This window comes from Paucilactobacillus nenjiangensis (assembly GCF_008632615.1).
GTDB classification, from domain to species: domain Bacteria; phylum Bacillota; class Bacilli; order Lactobacillales; family Lactobacillaceae; genus Paucilactobacillus; species Paucilactobacillus nenjiangensis.
The window spans coordinates 1575637-1594037 of sequence record NZ_CP043939.1; the positions used below are offsets into that span (position 1 = coordinate 1575637).

Annotated in this window: 18 protein-coding genes; 1 reads left to right on the top strand and 17 read right to left on the bottom strand. The window is 38.9% G+C overall.

Annotated elements, in window-relative coordinates:
- Nucleotides 1-20 precede the first annotated feature (20 nt).
- Genes F0161_RS08165 through F0161_RS08180 form a run of 4 tightly spaced genes read right to left on the bottom strand, consistent with a single transcriptional unit; the run spans nt 21 to nt 4463 of the window.
- On the bottom strand, nt 21-2393 hold the full coding sequence (locus F0161_RS08165; protein WP_150204275.1) for an endonuclease MutS2: 2373 nt from the start codon (nt 2391-2393) through the stop codon (nt 21-23).
- A gap of 18 nt (nt 2394-2411) precedes the next feature.
- A complete protein-coding gene (locus F0161_RS08170; RefSeq protein WP_150204276.1) occupies nt 2412-2945 on the bottom strand; it encodes a CvpA family protein in 534 nt (177 codons plus the stop codon).
- On the bottom strand, nt 2942-3175 hold the full coding sequence (locus F0161_RS08175) for a cell division protein ZapA (protein WP_137602618.1): 234 nt from the start codon (nt 3173-3175) through the stop codon (nt 2942-2944). Before F0161_RS08175 ends, F0161_RS08170 begins: the two co-directional genes overlap by 4 nt.
- Nucleotides 3176-3230: 55 nt before the next feature.
- A complete protein-coding gene (locus tag F0161_RS08180; RefSeq protein WP_263862654.1) occupies nt 3231-4463 on the bottom strand; it encodes an MFS transporter in 1233 nt (410 codons plus the stop codon).
- Nucleotides 4464-4557: 94 nt separating this feature from the next.
- Here F0161_RS08180 and rnhC point away from each other — a divergent pair, with 94 nt between their 5' ends.
- A complete protein-coding gene (gene rnhC / locus F0161_RS08185) occupies nt 4558-5472 on the top strand; it encodes a ribonuclease HIII (RefSeq protein WP_137602619.1) in 915 nt (304 codons plus the stop codon).
- An 82-nt stretch (nt 5473-5554) separates the two neighbouring features.
- Here rnhC and F0161_RS08190 read toward each other — a convergent pair whose 3' ends face one another.
- The 13 genes from F0161_RS08190 to ruvA form a co-directional block, all read right to left on the bottom strand.
- Entirely contained in the window at nt 5555-5872 is a 318-nt protein-coding gene (locus F0161_RS08190; RefSeq protein ID WP_137602774.1) for a DUF1292 domain-containing protein, read from the bottom strand.
- 10 nt (nt 5873-5882) lie between these two features.
- A complete protein-coding gene (ruvX, locus tag F0161_RS08195) occupies nt 5883-6320 on the bottom strand; it encodes a Holliday junction resolvase RuvX (RefSeq protein ID WP_137602773.1) in 438 nt (145 codons plus the stop codon).
- Nucleotides 6320-6580: an IreB family regulatory phosphoprotein gene (locus F0161_RS08200; protein ID WP_137602772.1), complete on the bottom strand. Its 261-nt coding sequence runs from the start codon at nt 6578-6580 to the stop codon at nt 6320-6322. The genes ruvX and F0161_RS08200 overlap by 1 nt, the downstream gene beginning before the upstream one ends.
- A gap of 114 nt (nt 6581-6694) precedes the next feature.
- The gene (gene alaS / locus F0161_RS08205; protein WP_150204277.1) at nt 6695-9346 is read right to left on the bottom strand and encodes an alanine--tRNA ligase; all 2652 of its coding nucleotides are present in this window, start codon (nt 9344-9346) and stop codon (nt 6695-6697) included.
- A 263-nt stretch (nt 9347-9609) separates the two neighbouring features.
- A complete protein-coding gene (locus tag F0161_RS08210; protein ID WP_150204278.1) occupies nt 9610-10962 on the bottom strand; it encodes a DEAD/DEAH box helicase in 1353 nt (450 codons plus the stop codon).
- A gap of 1 nt (nt 10963) precedes the next feature.
- Nucleotides 10964-11914, bottom strand: a complete 951-nt coding sequence (locus F0161_RS08215; RefSeq protein WP_137602769.1) for a DHH family phosphoesterase — start codon at nt 11912-11914, stop codon at nt 10964-10966.
- A gap of 90 nt (nt 11915-12004) precedes the next feature.
- On the bottom strand, nt 12005-13123 hold the full coding sequence (gene dinB / locus F0161_RS08220) for a DNA polymerase IV (RefSeq protein WP_137602768.1): 1119 nt from the start codon (nt 13121-13123) through the stop codon (nt 12005-12007).
- A 187-nt stretch (nt 13124-13310) separates the two neighbouring features.
- Entirely contained in the window at nt 13311-13772 is a 462-nt protein-coding gene (gene tnpA, locus F0161_RS08225; RefSeq protein WP_150204279.1) for an IS200/IS605 family transposase, read from the bottom strand.
- Between the two features lie 210 nt (nt 13773-13982).
- The gene (gene yajC / locus F0161_RS08230) at nt 13983-14396 is read right to left on the bottom strand and encodes a preprotein translocase subunit YajC (protein WP_137601597.1); all 414 of its coding nucleotides are present in this window, start codon (nt 14394-14396) and stop codon (nt 13983-13985) included.
- A gap of 71 nt (nt 14397-14467) precedes the next feature.
- Nucleotides 14468-15610: a tRNA guanosine(34) transglycosylase Tgt gene (gene tgt / locus F0161_RS08235; RefSeq protein WP_150204280.1), complete on the bottom strand. Its 1143-nt coding sequence runs from the start codon at nt 15608-15610 to the stop codon at nt 14468-14470.
- A gap of 93 nt (nt 15611-15703) precedes the next feature.
- Nucleotides 15704-16741 carry a tRNA preQ1(34) S-adenosylmethionine ribosyltransferase-isomerase QueA gene (gene queA / locus F0161_RS08240; protein WP_137601595.1) on the bottom strand — a complete coding sequence of 346 codons (1038 nt, stop codon included), beginning with the start codon at nt 16739-16741 and terminating at the stop codon, nt 15704-15706.
- A gap of 5 nt (nt 16742-16746) precedes the next feature.
- Nucleotides 16747-17763, bottom strand: coding sequence for a Holliday junction branch migration DNA helicase RuvB (ruvB, locus tag F0161_RS08245; protein WP_137601594.1), 1017 nt, complete (start codon nt 17761-17763; stop codon nt 16747-16749).
- A gap of 19 nt (nt 17764-17782) precedes the next feature.
- Nucleotides 17783-18376 (bottom strand): Holliday junction branch migration protein RuvA, encoded by a 594-nt coding sequence (gene ruvA, locus F0161_RS08250; protein WP_150204281.1) that lies wholly within the window; start codon nt 18374-18376, stop codon nt 17783-17785.
- Nucleotides 18377-18401: the final 25 nt, after the last annotated feature.

The following is an 18401-nucleotide window of genomic DNA, read 5'->3' on the forward strand; positions in this document are numbered from 1 at the left end:
CTTACAAAAAATTAGTAACTTTAGAAAAAGACTAACGTAGCGCCATCTCCACCAGCATTGGGTGCGGCATATTCAAAGCTTTTAACTCTCGGATTACTACGTAAGTACTCTTGGGTCCCTTTACGAAGTGCCCCTGTCCCCTTACCATGAACAATCGTGACAGACGGTAGGTTACTCAAAACGGCATGATCGATGAATTGATCAACTTCTGACATTGCTTGATCATATCGATGTCCACGTAAATCTAGCCGTGCCGAAGTTTCTCGAGTTGAGACCGCTCGAGTGATTCGCTGTTTTGGTTCGCGTTCTCGTTCTTGGGCCGCAACATTCGCTTGCTTTGATTTTTCCAAATCGGTTTCGTTAACTTTCATTTTCAAAATTCCGAGCTGTACTTCCCATTCATGCTTGCCTAACTTGCGAATTAAATCTCCATATTGCCCGTATGATTTAACAAGTACTGGATCGCCATCTTTTAAATCGTGTTTCAATTTTTCACGCTGTAGAACCTTATTCTTTTTAAGGCGTTGGTCGTCAACTTTTAATGAATTCAACTCACCTTTGGCATCAATCATTTGATTTTCTTTAATTTGATTGCCTTCCAATTCTAATTTACGCAGCCGATCAATAATTTTATCCGCTTGCTTTCGCGATTGGGCGACTAAATGATTATTTTCAACTTGAGCGGCTTCAAGCATTTTAGCTTTTTCTGCCTCAAATCGATTGAATTTAGCAGTCAAGTCCGTTTGCAGTGCATCGGCTTCTTGCAAATCGTGTTCCAATTGTTCTGAACGATCTCGAGCCAATTTACGCTGGTTAACTAAGTCACCGATAATTGCATTTAAGTCTTGACTGTCTTCAGAAATTAATGATTTAGCTTCTAAAATAACCGAATCCGACAAACCCAATCTTTTGGCAATTTCAAGCGCGTTAGACCGTCCTGGAATGCCAAGTAACAATTTATACGTTGGTTGCAGCGTTTCTTGATCAAACTCCATACTAGCGTTAATTGTTTTGTCACGGTCAAATCCATAAGCTTTTAGTTCCGGATAGTGGGTTGTCACAAGGACATAACTTTCTTTAGCACCCAAGTCATCTAAAATTGACATGGCTAAAGCTGCCCCTTCTTTCGGATCAGTCCCTGCACCGACTTCATCCAATAACACTAAAGAATTATCATCAGCTTGATCCAAAATTGCTTTGATATTAGACATATGAGAAGAGAAGGTACTCAAGTTTTGTTCTAACGACTGTTCATCCCCGATGTCAGCGAAGATTTCCCTAAACACGCCAATCGAACTTTCTTCTTGGGCCGGGATGTAAAAACCAGACTGGCCCATTAACTGAATTAGTCCTAAGGTTTTCATTGTGATGGTCTTCCCACCCGTATTAGGGCCAGTAATAACGACCATCTGATAATCTTCGCCAATAATAATATCATTGGCAACGGTTTTTTGAGCATCAATTAATGGATGGCGAGCTTGTTTTAGATCAACATATTGCTCTGCACTAATAATTGGCAGTGTAGCTTTCATGCTGTGGGCCATTTGTGCCTTGGCATTAATAAAATCTAAATGTCCCAGAATGCGTTCATTATTACCAATATCAACACGATAAGGTGCTACCGCAGCTGACAACTCAGCTAAAATCCGAATTTCTTCTTGCTTTTCGTCTAATTGATCTTGACGTAACCGATTATTTAATTCAATCACTGATTGCGGTTCAATAAATAGGGTTTGACCACTACCACTTTGATCATGCACGATACCGCCGAATTTACCACGGTAATTAGCTTGAACCGGAATGACATATCGATCATTACGCATCGTAACAATCGTGTCACTAAGATATTTAGCATTGGAACCTCGAGTAAAGCCTTCCATCTTCGTCCGAATCGCACCCTCAGTTTGAGTAATGCGTTGTCTGAGACCGTGTAATTTGGTGGAGGCTTCATCGGTAATATGGCCATCGCCTTCAATCGCGGTCACTAATTGCTTTGTGATTGTTGGAATTGTCACTAAATCGTCCACGTAATGTTCAATCACGTGCATATCGACATCCTGTTCCCGTAATTTAGCAAAGAAATCCTTCACTGACATACTGGTGCGTAGGATCTTCGCAATTTGAGCTAATTCATTACCGTTTAAAACGGCATCCATCTTTAACCGTTTTAATTGGGTACTAATATCTGCTAACTGCGGAATCACGATTCCACCAGTCAAACGATAAATATTAACTCCATCTGTGGTTTCCTTAATGGATAGTTCAACTTTATTTAATTCTGTTTCTGGAATTAAGTCATCGAGTTCTCGCTTACCAGCAGCACTAACCAAATAAGGCAATGCCTTGGCTTTGACTTTATCAAATTCCAAGATTTCTAAAATTTTTGAATTCATTCTTTATTTCCTTTATTTTTAACTACCAGATAACCAATAAACAACTTGTTGTGACAACATTGGTGTATCGTTAATAATCCACTGACACATGCCAGATGTATTTAATTGAGCTTGCCACCATTCATTGGGGAATACCTGAAACACCGTGAGCAAAATAAAAATTACGACATAACTCAACAATAAATTGATTAATCCGCCCGCCAATGCGTTCACTTGATGAATCACTGGAACTTTACTGACTAAATTTAAACGCATAATCAACCAGCGCACGATTCTCATGACAATTAAAAAAGCAATCACAAACGCAATTCCATTGTAAAAAAATGTATCGGCGTTGCCACTATTCAGAGCACTACCAGAATTAGTTGTCGTTGCATCAAACACTGGAAATAGGTCAGCTAAATGAGTGCCCACAAATTGAGCAACTGCTTTGGCAGCTATAATGGCCACAACAAAACTAATTGCTCGTAATATCATATAAATCAAACCGCGTTTCCGGCCAATGGAAAAATTAAGTACTAAAATGACCAACACTGCAATTGAAAGTATCATTGATTGTCCTTACTAATATCTAAATCTTTTTGCATTTTAATTTGATCCGCTACCGCATTAAACGCCACTAAATTGGCACGTTGGACGTCGTCGAGCTTAGGATTAACTTCTTTTAAATGATTAATTTGTTCATTCACTAAATTTTGTGCGGCCACAATTAAATCTGGCTCGCCCGGACCACTGATTGTGTAATCTTGTCCATCTAAATTGATTTTATATCTTCTATTCATGTCATCACCCGTTTCATTTTAACTTACATATTTTAGCATGAACCGCGTCATTTTGCTACTTAAGCCCATCTTTTCGATAGGCCCATAGTACGACAATTAAATTAATAATCACTAACAAAGTGGCCATCAAAAAGACATATCGATAATCTAAGACCCCTGCCACGATTGAAGCCAGCATTGGCCCTAGGACCGAGCCAATCGCTTGAAACGATTGATTATAACTAAAAATTCGGCTAATTGCTTCGTGAGGAGTATTCACACTCATCACGGTTTGAGTCACTGGCAGTAGCGCTGCATCGGCAATCCCAATAAGAAATCGAAAGACACCTAACATCATGACTGTCCCTACAAAGAATGTTGGTAAAAAGACTGCACCAGATAAAATTAATCCAGCCACTAGCACTTTTTGAGGTCCAATATGGTCACCAAGAGCACCTAAACGAGGGGCTGCGATTAACGTGGCGATTCCGGGTAATGCGGCGACTATCCCACTAATCAAGGCTAAGTTACTATGACTTGTCAGTAATTCTTTCACGAACAAACTAATGATGGGGTTGATTGAATTGGTTGCTGCTTGAATCAACATCGAGGAAATAATCATTGCCCACACAATATGAATATTTTTAATCCCGGCAAATGCACTTTGCTTAGCCAATTTACTATTTCTATCAATTGGTGTGAATTTTTCAGTGACACCAAAGACCGTAATGATGGTCGCTAAAAACATTAAGAAACCGAAAATAAAAAACGGAATTCGATAACCAAACGCATCAGCAATTATCCCACCAAAAATTGGCCCAATCAATTGACCACCGACACTACCTGTTGTCAGCATCCCCATGGTTTTACCACTTTGATTAGTGGGCACTTCACTAGCCACTAGCGCGTAAGCATTGTTAATGTAACCGGAAAATGCGCCTTGAATCAATCTCAACAAAATCAATATCCAAACATTAGGCGACAACCCCGTTAATGTAGCGGTAATGGTCATTCCAATCGCTGCTCTCAGTAACATTGGTTTTCGACCCGTTCGATCTGCTAACCGACCCCAGAGTGGTGATACAATCGCCTGACTTAAAAACGTAATCGAAAATGCAATTCCTGAATACAAAGATAATTGCCATTGAGAAAAATTACCCATGGTAGAAATAAACAAAGGTAAAAATGGTAGACTCATACTTGCACCGGCCCCGGTAGCAAAGTTACCCACCCAGATTGCATATGTGTTTTTCTTCCATCTTGGTAAATTATTCATCATGTTATTTCCACCCATTTCATATAAATACAACGTCAAAGTATACACTGATTTAGGCTAATTGTTAACCAACGAACTTCACTTGATATGGTAGAATTGAATTAACAAATCAGTTAGGGATGAACGTATGCAAGAAGTAATTAAAGTATCCATGAGCACGTTAAATAAAATGAAATCACATTATGCCCAGGGACAGCAAGTGCCACCACCAGGAGCTGCTTTTCGTGTGAAAATTGGCGGAACGATTATCACCGGCTATAATTCAGGAAAAGTAATGTTTCAAGGTACTAACATTGGTTCTGAGCTATCTAAATGGAGTGACCAGCAACCGAGTGCCACCAAAAAAGATTTTCCCAAGGCAGTTAATAATAGTTTACCAGCAGGCTTTGATACTTGGTCGGTCATTGGTTCTGACGAAGTTGGCACCGGTAGCTATTTTGGCCCTCTCACCGTGGCCTCAGTTTTTGTCGCAAAAGAAAATTTAGCCACGGTGCGTAAACTTGGAATCCAAGATTCTAAAAAATTAACCGATCCTGAAATCGTTAAAATGGCCAAGCAATTAATTCAATTTTTGCCCTATCACGTGGTCAATATTATGCCTGCCAAATACAATGAGATGTTAACCAAATATAATCAGGGTCAATTAAAAGCGCTGTGTCATAATTTAGCATTGACACAAGTTTTGCAAAAAATTAAGCCAATCAAACCTGACGCTATCTTAATTGACCAGTTTGTTGCACCTAGTACTTACTACCGATATCTCAAAGGACAGCAAATCGTTAGGGAAAATGTTTATTTTCAAACTAAAGGTGAACAGGCTCATTTAGCAGTAGCGGCTGCCTCAGTCATCGCACGTTATATTTCGCTTGAAGCAATGGATGATTTAACAGCTAGTGCCGGCATTACTCTACCAATTGGGGCGGGAAATGCCGTTGATCAAATTGCCGCTAAATTGATTCGTCAAGGTAAACCGCTAGGTGACTTTGCTAAATTGCACTTCGCTAATACACAAAAGGCGCAAGCAATTGCAGATCAAGACTAAACAAATAGGGACTGTGATACAAAACGTTAGTTTTGTATCACAGTCCCTATTTGTTGTTCAACATTTACTTTGTACAGATATTTTAAGCGTCGAAGTTGCCTTCGTCATCAAGAAATGTATTCAAAACTTCTTCAACCATTTCCCATTCAGCTTCATCTTCGATAGGCTGTAAATCGCCTTCTGAATCTTCGCTTTGATCTGGGTTGTAGGCATAAGCCTGAATGTCAACCTCTTCATCATTTTCAGCGCTTGATGGATAAAGAAGAATATATGATTTACCAAAATCATCAGAATCGAATGTAAAGAGAACCTTATAAAGCTCTTCGTTACCATCATCATCTACTAATGTAATTAAATCTTCATCTTCGTGGTTATGGTCGTGATTATGTTCTTCAGCCATTATTATTTCCTCACAGTTCTTGTAGTAGTTTGCCATGGCCATCTAAGTAATTTTGTAAAATTAGACTGGCCGCCAGTTTATCAATAACTTTCTTTTGTTTTGCACGAGAAGTATCAGCTTCTTCCACTAACATTCTAGAGGCTTCAACCGTGGTCAATCGTTCGTCTTGAAAATCCACTGGAAGATTAAAAGTCTCCTCCAGAAGTTTACCATAATTACGAGCAGCTTCAACTCTAGGGCCTTCGCTGTTATTCATATTTTTTGGTAAGCCCACAACAAAACCAGCAACTTTTTTGGCTTGGACTAATTCTTTCACTCGTTCAATACCAAAAATTTGTTCATCTTCATTGATTGGAATAATTTCAACACCCTGTGCTGTCCAACCTAATGGATCGCTCACTGCAATTCCGACGGTTTTTGAACCGACATCTAATCCCATTAGTCGCATTAAGCATCACCTTTAGTTTTTAAATAAGAGCGCACTAGCTCTTCAATAATTTCATCACGTTCAAATTTTCTGATTAAATTACGCGCATCGTTCAAGCGGGGAATATAAGCCGGATCGCCAGACAATAAATACCCAACTATCTGGTTAATCGGATTATAACCTTTTTCCTCAAGTGCTTCGTAAACCGTATTTAATGTTTCGTGAACATTCTTTTGATTACTATCTCCAAAATCAAAAAACATTGTTTTATCTACTGCCATTAAACCCACCCCCACATTAATTTGTTTATGTCTTAATAGTACTAAACACAATGCAAAAGTACAATCAATGACAAGTACTGTAACGCATTTTTAATGTAAACTACATTTTGAAAACTAATTCAAAAAGTCTTTTGCCTGAGACAAAGCAGTATCAATTCCAGCAGGATTTTTTCCACCAGCTTGAGCCATGTTCGGACGACCACCGCCACCACCACCAATTGCAGGTGCAATTGTTTTGATAATATCTCCTGCTTTCAGACCTTCTTTAACTTTTGCGTCACTTACCCCAACGATTAAATTAACCTTATCATTGACCACTGCTGCTAAGACCAAAACATCTGAAACTGCCTTACTACGCCAAGTATCAGCTAATTGACGTAATTGATCCATGCCATTGACTTGGACTTGTTCAGCAACCAAAGTACCTTGGTTAGTTGATTGAACGTTTCCGAAAACATCAGAAGCTTGTTGTGAAGTTAATTTACTTTGCAAACTGTCGTTGACACGTTGAACTTCTTTTAATTCACTCTGAAGAGCTTCAATCTTGTGAGGCAATTCTTTGATTTGTGGCACCTTAAGAACTTCAGCTGACTGTTTTAATAATGTTTCTCGATCATGTAACAGTTTGTATGCATCCTCTGCAGTAACTGCTTCAATTCTACGAACACCGGCACCAACACCAGCCTCAGAAACAATTTTAAAAATACCAATTTCATTAGTATTACGAACGTGATCTCCGCCACAAAATTCAGTATTAAAATCGCCAATTTTAACAACGCGTACTCGATCACCATATTTTTCACTAAACAAGGCGATGGCACCCATTTCTTTGGCAGATTCTAAGTCCGTTTCAACCGTTTGAATCTCAATTTCTCGCCAAATTTGTTCATTCACCATTCGCTCAACTTGTTGCAAGTCGTCTTCAGTAATAGATCCGAAATGATTGAAGTCGAAGCGCAAATAATGTTGTTCAACTAATGAACCAGCCTGTTGGGTGTGTCCACCTAACACATTGCGTAAAGCTTGATCTAACAAATGTGTGGCTGTATGATTTTTTTCAATTTTCAAATGGCGTGCACGATCAACGACTAATTTGTAGCGTGCACCCTTTTTCAATGGCTTACTTAAAATAACTGTGTGTAAATTTTGACCATTTGGTGCATGTTGAACATCTGTAACTCGGCCAACTTCTTCACCTAAATTATTAATAATGGCCCCGGTATCAGCAACTTGACCACCCATTTCAGCGTAGAAAGGTGTCCGGTCAAAGATAATCTCAATCGCGTTTTCACTAGGTTGAGCTTCAGTAACGTCTGTTTCGTCTTGCGCAACAATGATAGCTTTGGCATCATCCACGACCAAATTATCGTATCCAACATACTCGCTTTCATCCTTGACACTAATCCAGAAATCACTTTGAACACCCATTGATTTGGTATTTCCGCGGGCGTTACGAGCTCGGTTCTGTTGTTTGTGCATTTCTGCATCAAAACCGTCTTCGTCGACTTGTAATCCTTCATCTTCCGCATATTCACGCGTTAATTCAATTGGGAAACCGTACGTATCGTAGAGCTTAAAGGCAGCTTCACCATCAATTTTGTCGCTATGATTAGCTTTAGTGTCAGCAATCGTAGCATTTAACAAATCTAGACCGTCATTTAAAGTGGCATTAAATCGATCTTCTTCAGATTTAATTACAGATGCAATATAGTCCGCATTAGCTAACACTTCTGGATAGTATGCTTGCATAATTTCACCAACCGTTGGCACAAGTTGATACAAGAATGCATCGTTAATACCCAATTTTTTACCGTTGACGACTGCCCGTCGAATTAATCGGCGAATGACATAACCACGGCCGACGTTAGATGGCAATGCGCTATCACCAATGGCAAAGGTAATTGCACGGATATGATCAGCAATCACTTTGAATGAAACGTCATCAGCACTGGCTTTGCCATAAACTTTATGGTCACTAACCTTCTCAGTGGCTTTGATTAATGGCAAAAATAAATCTGTTTCGAAATTAGTCCGAGCATGTTGAAAAATTGACACTACTCGTTCTAGTCCCATCCCCGTATCAATATTTTTATGTGGTAATGGTTCAAAAGTGTCTTCAGGCGTATGGTTAAATTGTGAAAAGACAATGTTCCAAATTTCCAAATAGCGTTCATTTTCACCACCGGGATAACTCTCAGGATCATCTTCACTCAAATTATTCATTTCTTGGCCACGATCATAAAAGATTTCGGAATCAGGTCCCGAAGGTCCACGACCAATATCCCAAAAGTTATCTTCATCTTCTAAAATGTGATCTGGCTTAATGCCAATCTTTTCCCAAACTTGGCGAGCTTCTTTGTCTTTTGGATACACGGTAATATATAATTTTTCTGGATCCAAACCGTACCAATCAGGACTGGTTAATAATTCCCACGCCCATGGAATGGCATCTTGTTTAAAATAATCACCAACAGAAAAATTCCCGAGCATTTCAAATAAAGTATGATGACGAGCAGTTTTTCCGACATTTTCAATATCATTTGTTCTAATACTCTTTTGCGAACTAACTAATCTTGGATTTTCTGGGACAACTGATCCATCAAAATACTTTTTCATTGTTGCAACGCCAGAGTTAATCCATAACAATGTTGGGTCGTCCACTGGTACTAATGATGCACTTGGTTCAATTTTATGGCCATGTTGAGCAAAAAAATCGAGGAACATTTGTCGTACTTCACTACTTGATAATTGCTTTAATTCACTCATAAAAATTCTCCTAAACTTTTTTATATAAAAAATCCACCATTGCTTTCAGAGACGTCTATGACGCGGTACCACTCTGATTGCAACGATGGAAATCGTTAACCTCTTAATCGTTAAAGCCGATATACAATTTATTCAATTACACATCCTATTGGGTAGCATTTACCAGTCTGCATCGTTTTTCTCAGCCCCAAAACGTTTCTAAAAATTCAACTGGTAAATATGTCCCAGAACAGTGTTTATTATAGTCGAGCAGTTTCCAAAAATCAACGGGAGGAATTCTTTTTTGCTTTTTTTGCTCGACGGAATTCAGCACGTTGTTCAATACGACGCTTTTGAATCGCTTGTTCTGCAATTGCACCCTTGATTTTTTTCTTGTAACCGGGTTTAACAGTCTTCTTTTGTTTCTTGACGTAACCCTTCATGGTAATATCTAACTCTTCTTGACGAGGCTTGCGCTTGGTCCGGCGTAAACGGTCATAAGTATCAACCACTTCATCATTTTTGATTTCTTTATCTTTAAACTTCACACCCAGTTGTTCAAGTGCCACAACTGCCTTATCATCACCTGGTTCATACAATGTCACAGCGGTACCGTTCATCCCTTTACGGCCGGTTCGCCCAACACGATGAATAAAGAAATCTAAATCAGTCGGAATTTCATCATTGATGACCATGGAAACTCCTTCAATATCAATCCCGCGGGCGGCCAAATCAGTCGCCACAACAAATTGGAATTCCAAGTTATGAACTTGACGCATCACTCGTTTTCGTTCACGTGGTTTAATGTCACCATGAATCATGGCAACTTTTAAATTTTGTTGTTGTAGATAGGCGTGAATTTCTTCCACTCGTGTTTTAGTATTAGCAAAAATGAGCACCAAATATGGGTCACCCATAGTAATTAATTTGTAAATTAATGCATTTTTACTTTTACCCTTAGTTGAAAGTAACCAGTTATCAACATCAGGATTGATTACTGACGTAACCGGTATTTCTTCAATGACTGGATTATTCATGTACTTACGCAAGAATGGACGTAATTTTTCTGGAATAGTTGCGGAGAACACCAACATTTGTAAATCAGCAGGTAAACTACCAGCGATTTTGTCAACTTGGTCCAAGAATCCCATATCAAGAGTCATATCTGCCTCATCGATGACAAATTGTTTAGCTGTATGAACATCTAGTGATTGAGCTGAAATTAAATCCCAAATTCTTCCTGGGGTGCCAATCACAATTTGTGGTTGATGACGTTTCAATTGATCAATTTGACGAGCTTTATCTGTTCCACCAACATAGTTGTGCACAATTAAACTGTCTGGTCCAAAACCTGCAATTTGTTTAGCAGCATCATAAATTTGATAAGCTAATTCCCTACTGGGAGTTGTGATGACAACTTGAACTGTGTTCGAACTTGCATCAATTTGATCGAAAATTGGCAATAAAAAGGCATGGGTTTTACCACTACCAGTTTGAGATTGTCCAATGACACTTTTACCCGCCTTAACAAGCGGAATTACCTTAGTTTGAACCGGCGTGGGTTCCCTAAATCCTAAATCAGAAATCGCATCATAAACATACGATTGAAAATTAAAATTTTTAAATGTTTCGGCCATGTTATACCTCATTTTCTTTTGTTAACTGGTCTAATTGTGTAATAATTTCTTTCACTTCTTCATCATCTTTAGCCTTGGCTCCACTAGCTAATGGATGCCCACCACCATCATGAAGTTTAGCAATTTCATTAATTGGTTCACCTTTTGAGCGTAAGCGAACTCGATAACTCTTATCATCTTGTTGAACAAAAATTGCCCAAGAAACAACATCACTAATTTGGCCTGGCAAAGGCACGATTCCCGATGTACCAGAGTCTTTTAAATCAAATTTATCCAAAATTTCGGTGGTTAAAATCAAATACGCTGCCCCATGAGACATAATTTCAAGGTTCTCATAGACGTATGCCGATAATCTTGCTACCGGCAAAGGCATTTCATTTTCTTGTTGGCCAATCTTCGAGTTATCAGCACCTAGTTCCATTAAAGCGGCTGCAACTTTCATTGTATGGGCCGTTGTTGCTGGATAAAGATAGCGTCCTGTATCTCCGATAATACCAGCTAATAGAGCATGCGCCGCGTTTTGAGGTAACGTAAGTTCATCTTTAAAATGATGATAAAAATCATAAATAATTTCTGAACAACTTGATGCTTCAGTTTTCACTAGCATGATATCGCCATACGGTTCATCATTTGGATGATGGTCAATTTTAATTAACATATCACCCTGATCAAACCGGCGATCATCAATTCTGGGAGCATTGGCAGTATCAGTGACAATCACCAACGCATCATCAAATACTTCATTATCAATTTCATCCATTTCGCCAATCCAAGCAAACCCTGGAATCTTTTTTCCAACCATGAAAATTTCTTTTGTTGGAAATGAGACTTTTAAGATTTCAGCTAATCCCGTTTGAGAACCAATTGCGTCTGGGTCGGGGCGTTGATGCCGATGAATAATAATTTTTTGATATTTTTTAATTTTTTCTAAGATTTCTTCTTGTACATTCATATTAATTTATTCCTCTCTCTAAAGAGACATCGTGATAAAGTCCATTCTCCAGTATACCGTTTATTGATGTTGGTTTCAAAGGTTGTTTTATCAATGTTTAAATAATGGCAAAGTAATGTTTTCAAATGTAGCTGGGGATAGGTTCGTCACTGTAATTCCCAACAATCTGATTGCATCATCATTTTTAGGTAAGTCTTCGTAAATCTGATTTGCCAAAAAATATATTGCCTCTGGCGTATTATCAACAAACTCAGTTTGCGTTTCCCGCTTGGTTATCGTTGAAAAATCCTGATATCTAATTTTAAGGACCACGGTTTTACCATGTTTTTGGTTAGTGCGCAGCGCTTCTGCCACTAATTCGGATAAGTAAGTGAGCTGAGCTTGCGCACCCTCATCTGAATTAATTAACTGTGTATAGGTTCGTTCCTTCCCAATTGACTTACGATCTCGTTGATACTCAACTGGGCGGTTATCTTCGCCTCGTACACGCCGATACAGAATGTAACCCATTTTGCCAAATTTGGCCATCAGTTCCGCTTCCGACCTAGCATACAAATCAGCACCATTATCAATCCCCATATCATGCATCTTAGGCACTGTCTTCTTCCCAACCCCACGAAAATCTTCAATTGGTAATTTAAATAAAAAGAATTCCACATCATCAGGATTAATCACCGCTACCCCCGCTGGTTTTCGATACTCAGACGCCAACTTGGCCAAAAATTTATTATATGAAATGCCTGTTGAACAGGTTAATTTAGTTTCTTCGAATATTTCAGCTTGAAGGCGATGGGCTAAATCAACTGGATTGGTGATACCCTGCTTATTTTCAGTAACATCTAAATATGCTTCATCAAAGGCAATTGGTTCCACTTTATCAGTATAACGATGAAAAATTTCATGTACCTGAGCTGAAATGCGACGATATAAAGTAAAGTCCGGAGTTTTAAAGACGGCCTTAGGTTCTAATTCCAGTGCTTTGGCCGCACTCATGGCAGAATGAATACCTGCCTTTCTGGCGGCATAATTAGCCGTTGCAACAACGCCATGACCACCTGTTTTACGTGGATCCTTAGCAATGACCAATGGTTGCTGCCGCCATTCAGGGTGATCACGCATTTCAATTTGAGCATAAAAAGCATCCATATCAATATGGATGATTTTTCGTGTAGTATCAATATTGAGTTGTTGTTGCATAAACTCAGTCATGGTTTCTTCCTCTAAAAATGATTATAGCAAAAAACAAATCATAACCGCCCGTAAAACGGGTGGTTTGTTCATGGGCTATAAGCCCTATGTACTTGCCAGCGTCTCAAGGCGCTGGCTTTTTATTTCATCAAAGCCAATTGAATGCATTTGTCACTTTCACCGCCACTTTAAGTGGCGACGTTATTACTTACCTGGAACCCTTAAAAGGGTCTTCATATTCTTTAACACTTAATTTATCTACTGCTTGATCATGTTTTTCTTGATCTCTAATATATTTTGTTATGGTTGCCTCATTCAAACCACCTGTACTAACATAATATCCTTCTGACCAGAAATGCCTGTTTCCAAATTTATATTTTAAATTCGCATGTTGGTCAAACATCATTAACGCACTTTTGCCCTTCAAGTATCCCATAAAGTTTGAAACACTTAATTTGGGTGGAATACTGACCAACAGGTGTACATGATCTGGCATCATGTGTCTTTCAATTATTTCAACACCTTTGTACTGGCATAACAGCCTAATATCGTTTTGTAGATCCTTCCGATATTGATTATAAATGATTTTTCTTCTATACTTTGGTGTGAATGCGATATGGTACTTGCAATACCATTTGGTGTGCGCAAGACTATTAAGTTTATTTGCCATATTTAATGCTCCCTTTCGATTTTTTATGTTGGCTTCGACACATTCATTCTAAATCTGATGGGGGCATTTTTGTATAACCCATTTGCTCTCCACCCGCATAGCAGGTGGTTTTTTGTTTCGCACACTTGACGTGCTCAACCAGGTCTAAAGACGCAAAAAAAGGGTGAAATCAACGATTTCAGCCCTTATATCAGGTGGTGATTTAGTAATTTATTTTGCTTCTTCAGAAGTAGCATCACTTGCTGATTCAGCAGGTGTTTCTTCAACTGCTTCAGCTGAACTTGCAGGTTCTTCACTAGAATCAGCAGGTTCTTCGGTTTCAGCTGTTTCACTAACAACTGGTGCAGCAGGTGCTGGAGCGTCAGCTGGAACGACACTAGCAACAGCAGCTAAATCAAATGTTAAATAAATTCCTTCAACATCTAAAACAACTGTCTTGTTAGTGTTATCAACTGAATCAATCACACCATGAAGACGACCAATGGTAATCACTTTATCGCCTTTTTTAAGGGCACTAACCATATTTTGATGTTGCGCACGTTGCTTTTGTTGTGGACGGATCATTAAGAAGTACATTACTGCTACCATCACAACGATTAAGATAATTCCTGAGTAACTTTGCATTAATTTGAACATCCTTTCAGTTTTACTATCTCTACTGTATCAAAAAAACTTATAAAACACGAGTCAATTTACTAAAAGTTACGTGCATTTTCTTCATTAAACCCATATTGTTCAAAAACCATTTCACGAAATTCTAGTACTTGATCGTTTTTGATTGCCTCACGCATATCTTCCATCAAATGAATTAAGAAATACAAATTATGATAACTCGTTAATCTGATTCCAAAAGTTTCATTGACATGAATCAAGTGTCGAATATAAGCTCTGGTGTAATTACGACAAACATAACAATCACAATTGTCATCTAATGGATTAAAATCACGGGCATATTGAGAGTTTTTAACAACTAGCCGTCCATGTGATGTCATACAAGTCCCATTTCTAGCGATTCGCGTGGGTAGCACACAATCAAACATGTCAATTCCACGAATAACGCCATCGATTAAGGAATCAGCTGTCCCAACACCCATTAAATAACGTGGTTTATTTTCAGGTAACAATGGAGTTGTGAACTCCAAAACGCGATTCATTTCTTCTTTGGATTCCCCAACTGATAACCCACCAACAGAGTATCCTGGAAAGTCCATCGAAACCAAGTCACGAGCACTTTGTTGACGCAGCGCTTTAAACCCAGCTCCTTGCACAATTCCGAATAATCCTTGCGTGGATGGATTTTGATGGGCTTTTAATCCTCTTTCAGCCCATCTTGATGTCCGTTCCACAGACTTTTGAATGTAGTCGTAGGTCTCAAAATATGGGGGACATTCATCAAAACTCATCATAATATCTGGACCTAAAGCATTTTCAACTTGAATTGCTTTTTCAGGCGACAAAAACATTGTCCGACCACTAGAAGGATCTTTAAATGTAACTCCTTCTTCTTCAATATCACGATGCTTGGCAAGTGAAAACACTTGAAAGCCACCAGAATCGGTCAAAATTCCTTTGTCCCAATTCATAAATTTATGCAGGCCACCAGCCTGTTCGACCAAATCTTCACCTGGTTGCAACCACAAATGATACGTATTTGCCAAGATAATGCCGGCACCCATTTCATTCAGTTCTTCGGGGGCAATACTTTTAACAGTTGCTTGTGTCCCGACTGGCATAAACATTGGGGTTGGGAATGTGCCATGCGGAGTGATGATTTCACCAGTTCGAGCTCCAGTATGCTTATCTTGGTGAATCAATCGGTACTTAATTGCGGGTTCCATAAAATCTCCATTTCATCATTTAACTGTAAATTCCAGTTAATAGTATAACAAATAATTCATTTAATTTGGAACAATGTGTTTTAGGCTGTCGGTTTATTTGACAAACATTGCATCCCCAAAACTGAAGAAACGATATTTTTCCTTAATTGCATGTTCATAAGCATTTAAAATCTTATCACGACCAGTGAACGCAGCCACTAGCATCACTAAAGTTGATTTAGGTAAATGGAAGTTGGTGATAAAGGCATCTACGACAGTCCATTTATAACCGGGCATAATAAAAATATCAGTCCATCCAGAATCAGCTTGTAATTTGCCATTAAACTTTGTGCCAATGGTTTCAAGAGTACGGATTGAAGTTGTTCCAGTCGCGATAATGCGACCTCCATTGGCACGAACATCATTCAACGTCTTTGCAGACTCTGCATCCAATCGATAAAATTCACTATGCATCACGTGATCTTCAATTCTCTCTTCATCGACTGGACGAAAAGTACCAAGACCCACATGCAAAGTTAAATAAACAAGTTTAACACCCTTATCTTCAACCTTTTGCAATAATTCTTTTGTCCAATGAAGTCCTGCCGTTGGTGCTGCCGCTGAACCATTTTCTTTAGCATAAACGGTTTGATAACGATCTGGATCATCCAATTTTTCTTTAATATAAGGTGGTAATGGCATTTCACCTAATTTTTCCAGAACCTCTAAAAAGATTCCTTCATAGTGAAATTCAATCATCCGACCACCGTGATCAAGTTCTTCAGTAACTGTGGCAGTTAATTCACCGTTTCCAAAAGTTAAGACTGTCCCGATTTTAATTTTCTTACCTGGTTTAACTAATGTTTCCCAAGTGTCACCCTCAGTATTGTTTAACAACAAAACCTCCACATGAGCACCAGTATCAGCTTTAATTCCATAAATTCGTGCTGGTAAGACACGCGAATTATTCATAACAACGGCATCCCCAGGATTTAATTGATCAATTACATCATAAAAATGTTGATCTTGCATCTCACCGGTTTTGCTATCCAAAACAAGTAAGCGAGAAGTATCTCTTTTTTCAATTGGGGTTTGTGCAATTAATTCGTGTGGTAAATCATAATCAAAATCATCAACAGTTAAATCTGACATTAGTGCTATTCTCCTTTAATTTCGGGTATTCCTAAGTGTTTATACGCCAGGGAAGTAGCAATTCTTCCTCGCGGTGTTCGTTTAATAAAGCCAATCTGTAGTAAATATGGTTCATACATTTCTGAAATTGTATTGGGTTCTTCACCAATGTTGGCTGCTAGTGTACCTAGCCCTACTGGGCCGCCTTGATAAAACTCAATCATCGTACGTAACAGTTTCAAATCAATTTCATCTAAACCGCGATTATCAACTCGCAGTAAGTCCAATGCATATGAAACAATCTCTTGATCCACATCATCACGATTTTCGACCTGAGCGAAATCTCTCACTCGCTTCAACAATCGATTGGCAATTCGTGGAGTCCCTCGTGAGCGTAAAGCTAACTCGTGCGCCCCACTGGCGACCATCGTGATTTGAAAAATTTCGGATGATCTAAAAATAATTTGCTGCAACTCTTCAATCGTGTAGTAATCCATATGTTCCACAATTCCAAAACGATCGCGTAATGGCGCCGATAATGAACCCGCCTGTGTGGTAGCACCAATTAAAGTAAATGGAGGTAATGGAAAATGAATTGGGTGCGCTGTTGGGCCTTGCCCTACGACAATATCAACAAAAAAATCTTCCATGGCTGAATAAAGCATTTCTTCAACAATTTTTGGTAACCGATGAATTTCATCAATAAACAAGACATCCCCCGGCTCTAATTCATTCAATAATGCCACCAAGTCACCTGGCTTTTCGATTGCTGGCCCACTCGTTGTCCGGATATTTACTTTCATTTCATTGGCAATCACCATTGCCAACGTTGTTTTCCCAAGCCCTGGAGGCCCATAGAGGAGTACATGATCTAACGCTTCTTCACGTCCACTAGCAGCTTGAATATAGACATCTAATTCATGTTTAATTTTCGTCTGGCCGATATATGCATCTAACGTTTGAGGCCGTAATGACTTCTCAAGCGAGTTTTCTAGTTCATCCTCACTTTGTCCAGATAAAATATTTTCATTGTCATCATCCATCAAAACGACCTCCCTTCATCTATTTGGTTAATAATGTTAAGCCTTGTCGTAAATAATCATCCGTGGTAGTTTCTGGAATCTCACGTAATTTTTTTGCGACTTTTTCGACATCTTTAGTCCGATATCCCAGTGATTCAAGTGCCGATAATGCATCTGATAATGCCAAGATATCATTTGACACTTTGACAATTTCACTGCTGTTTTGACTTCCAGTATCTAGCTGTAAAATTTTATCCTTCAAATCTAAAACAATTTGACCAGCTGTTTTTTTACCAACACCTGGAAACTTAGTCAGATATGCCGCGTCATCATTCGCAATCGCATTGATTAATCCACTGTGGTCTGCATTGGCTAAAATAGCGAGTGCACTCTTGGGACCAATTCCTGACACGTTAATTAGTTGCTCAAATAGCTGCTTTTCCGCTTGGTCAACAAACCCAAATAAGGTTAGCTCTGTTTCGCGGACTGCTTGATAAATATAAACCCTTACCACTGAATCTTCAGTGTATCGGTATGGGTTAGCAGTTAATACTCGATAGCCGACCCCTTGTACGTCAACAACAATATAGCTTGGCGTGACAATTGTGATTTTACCTTCTAGATATTCGTACAATTGGTATTCCTACTCTTCCCTAAAT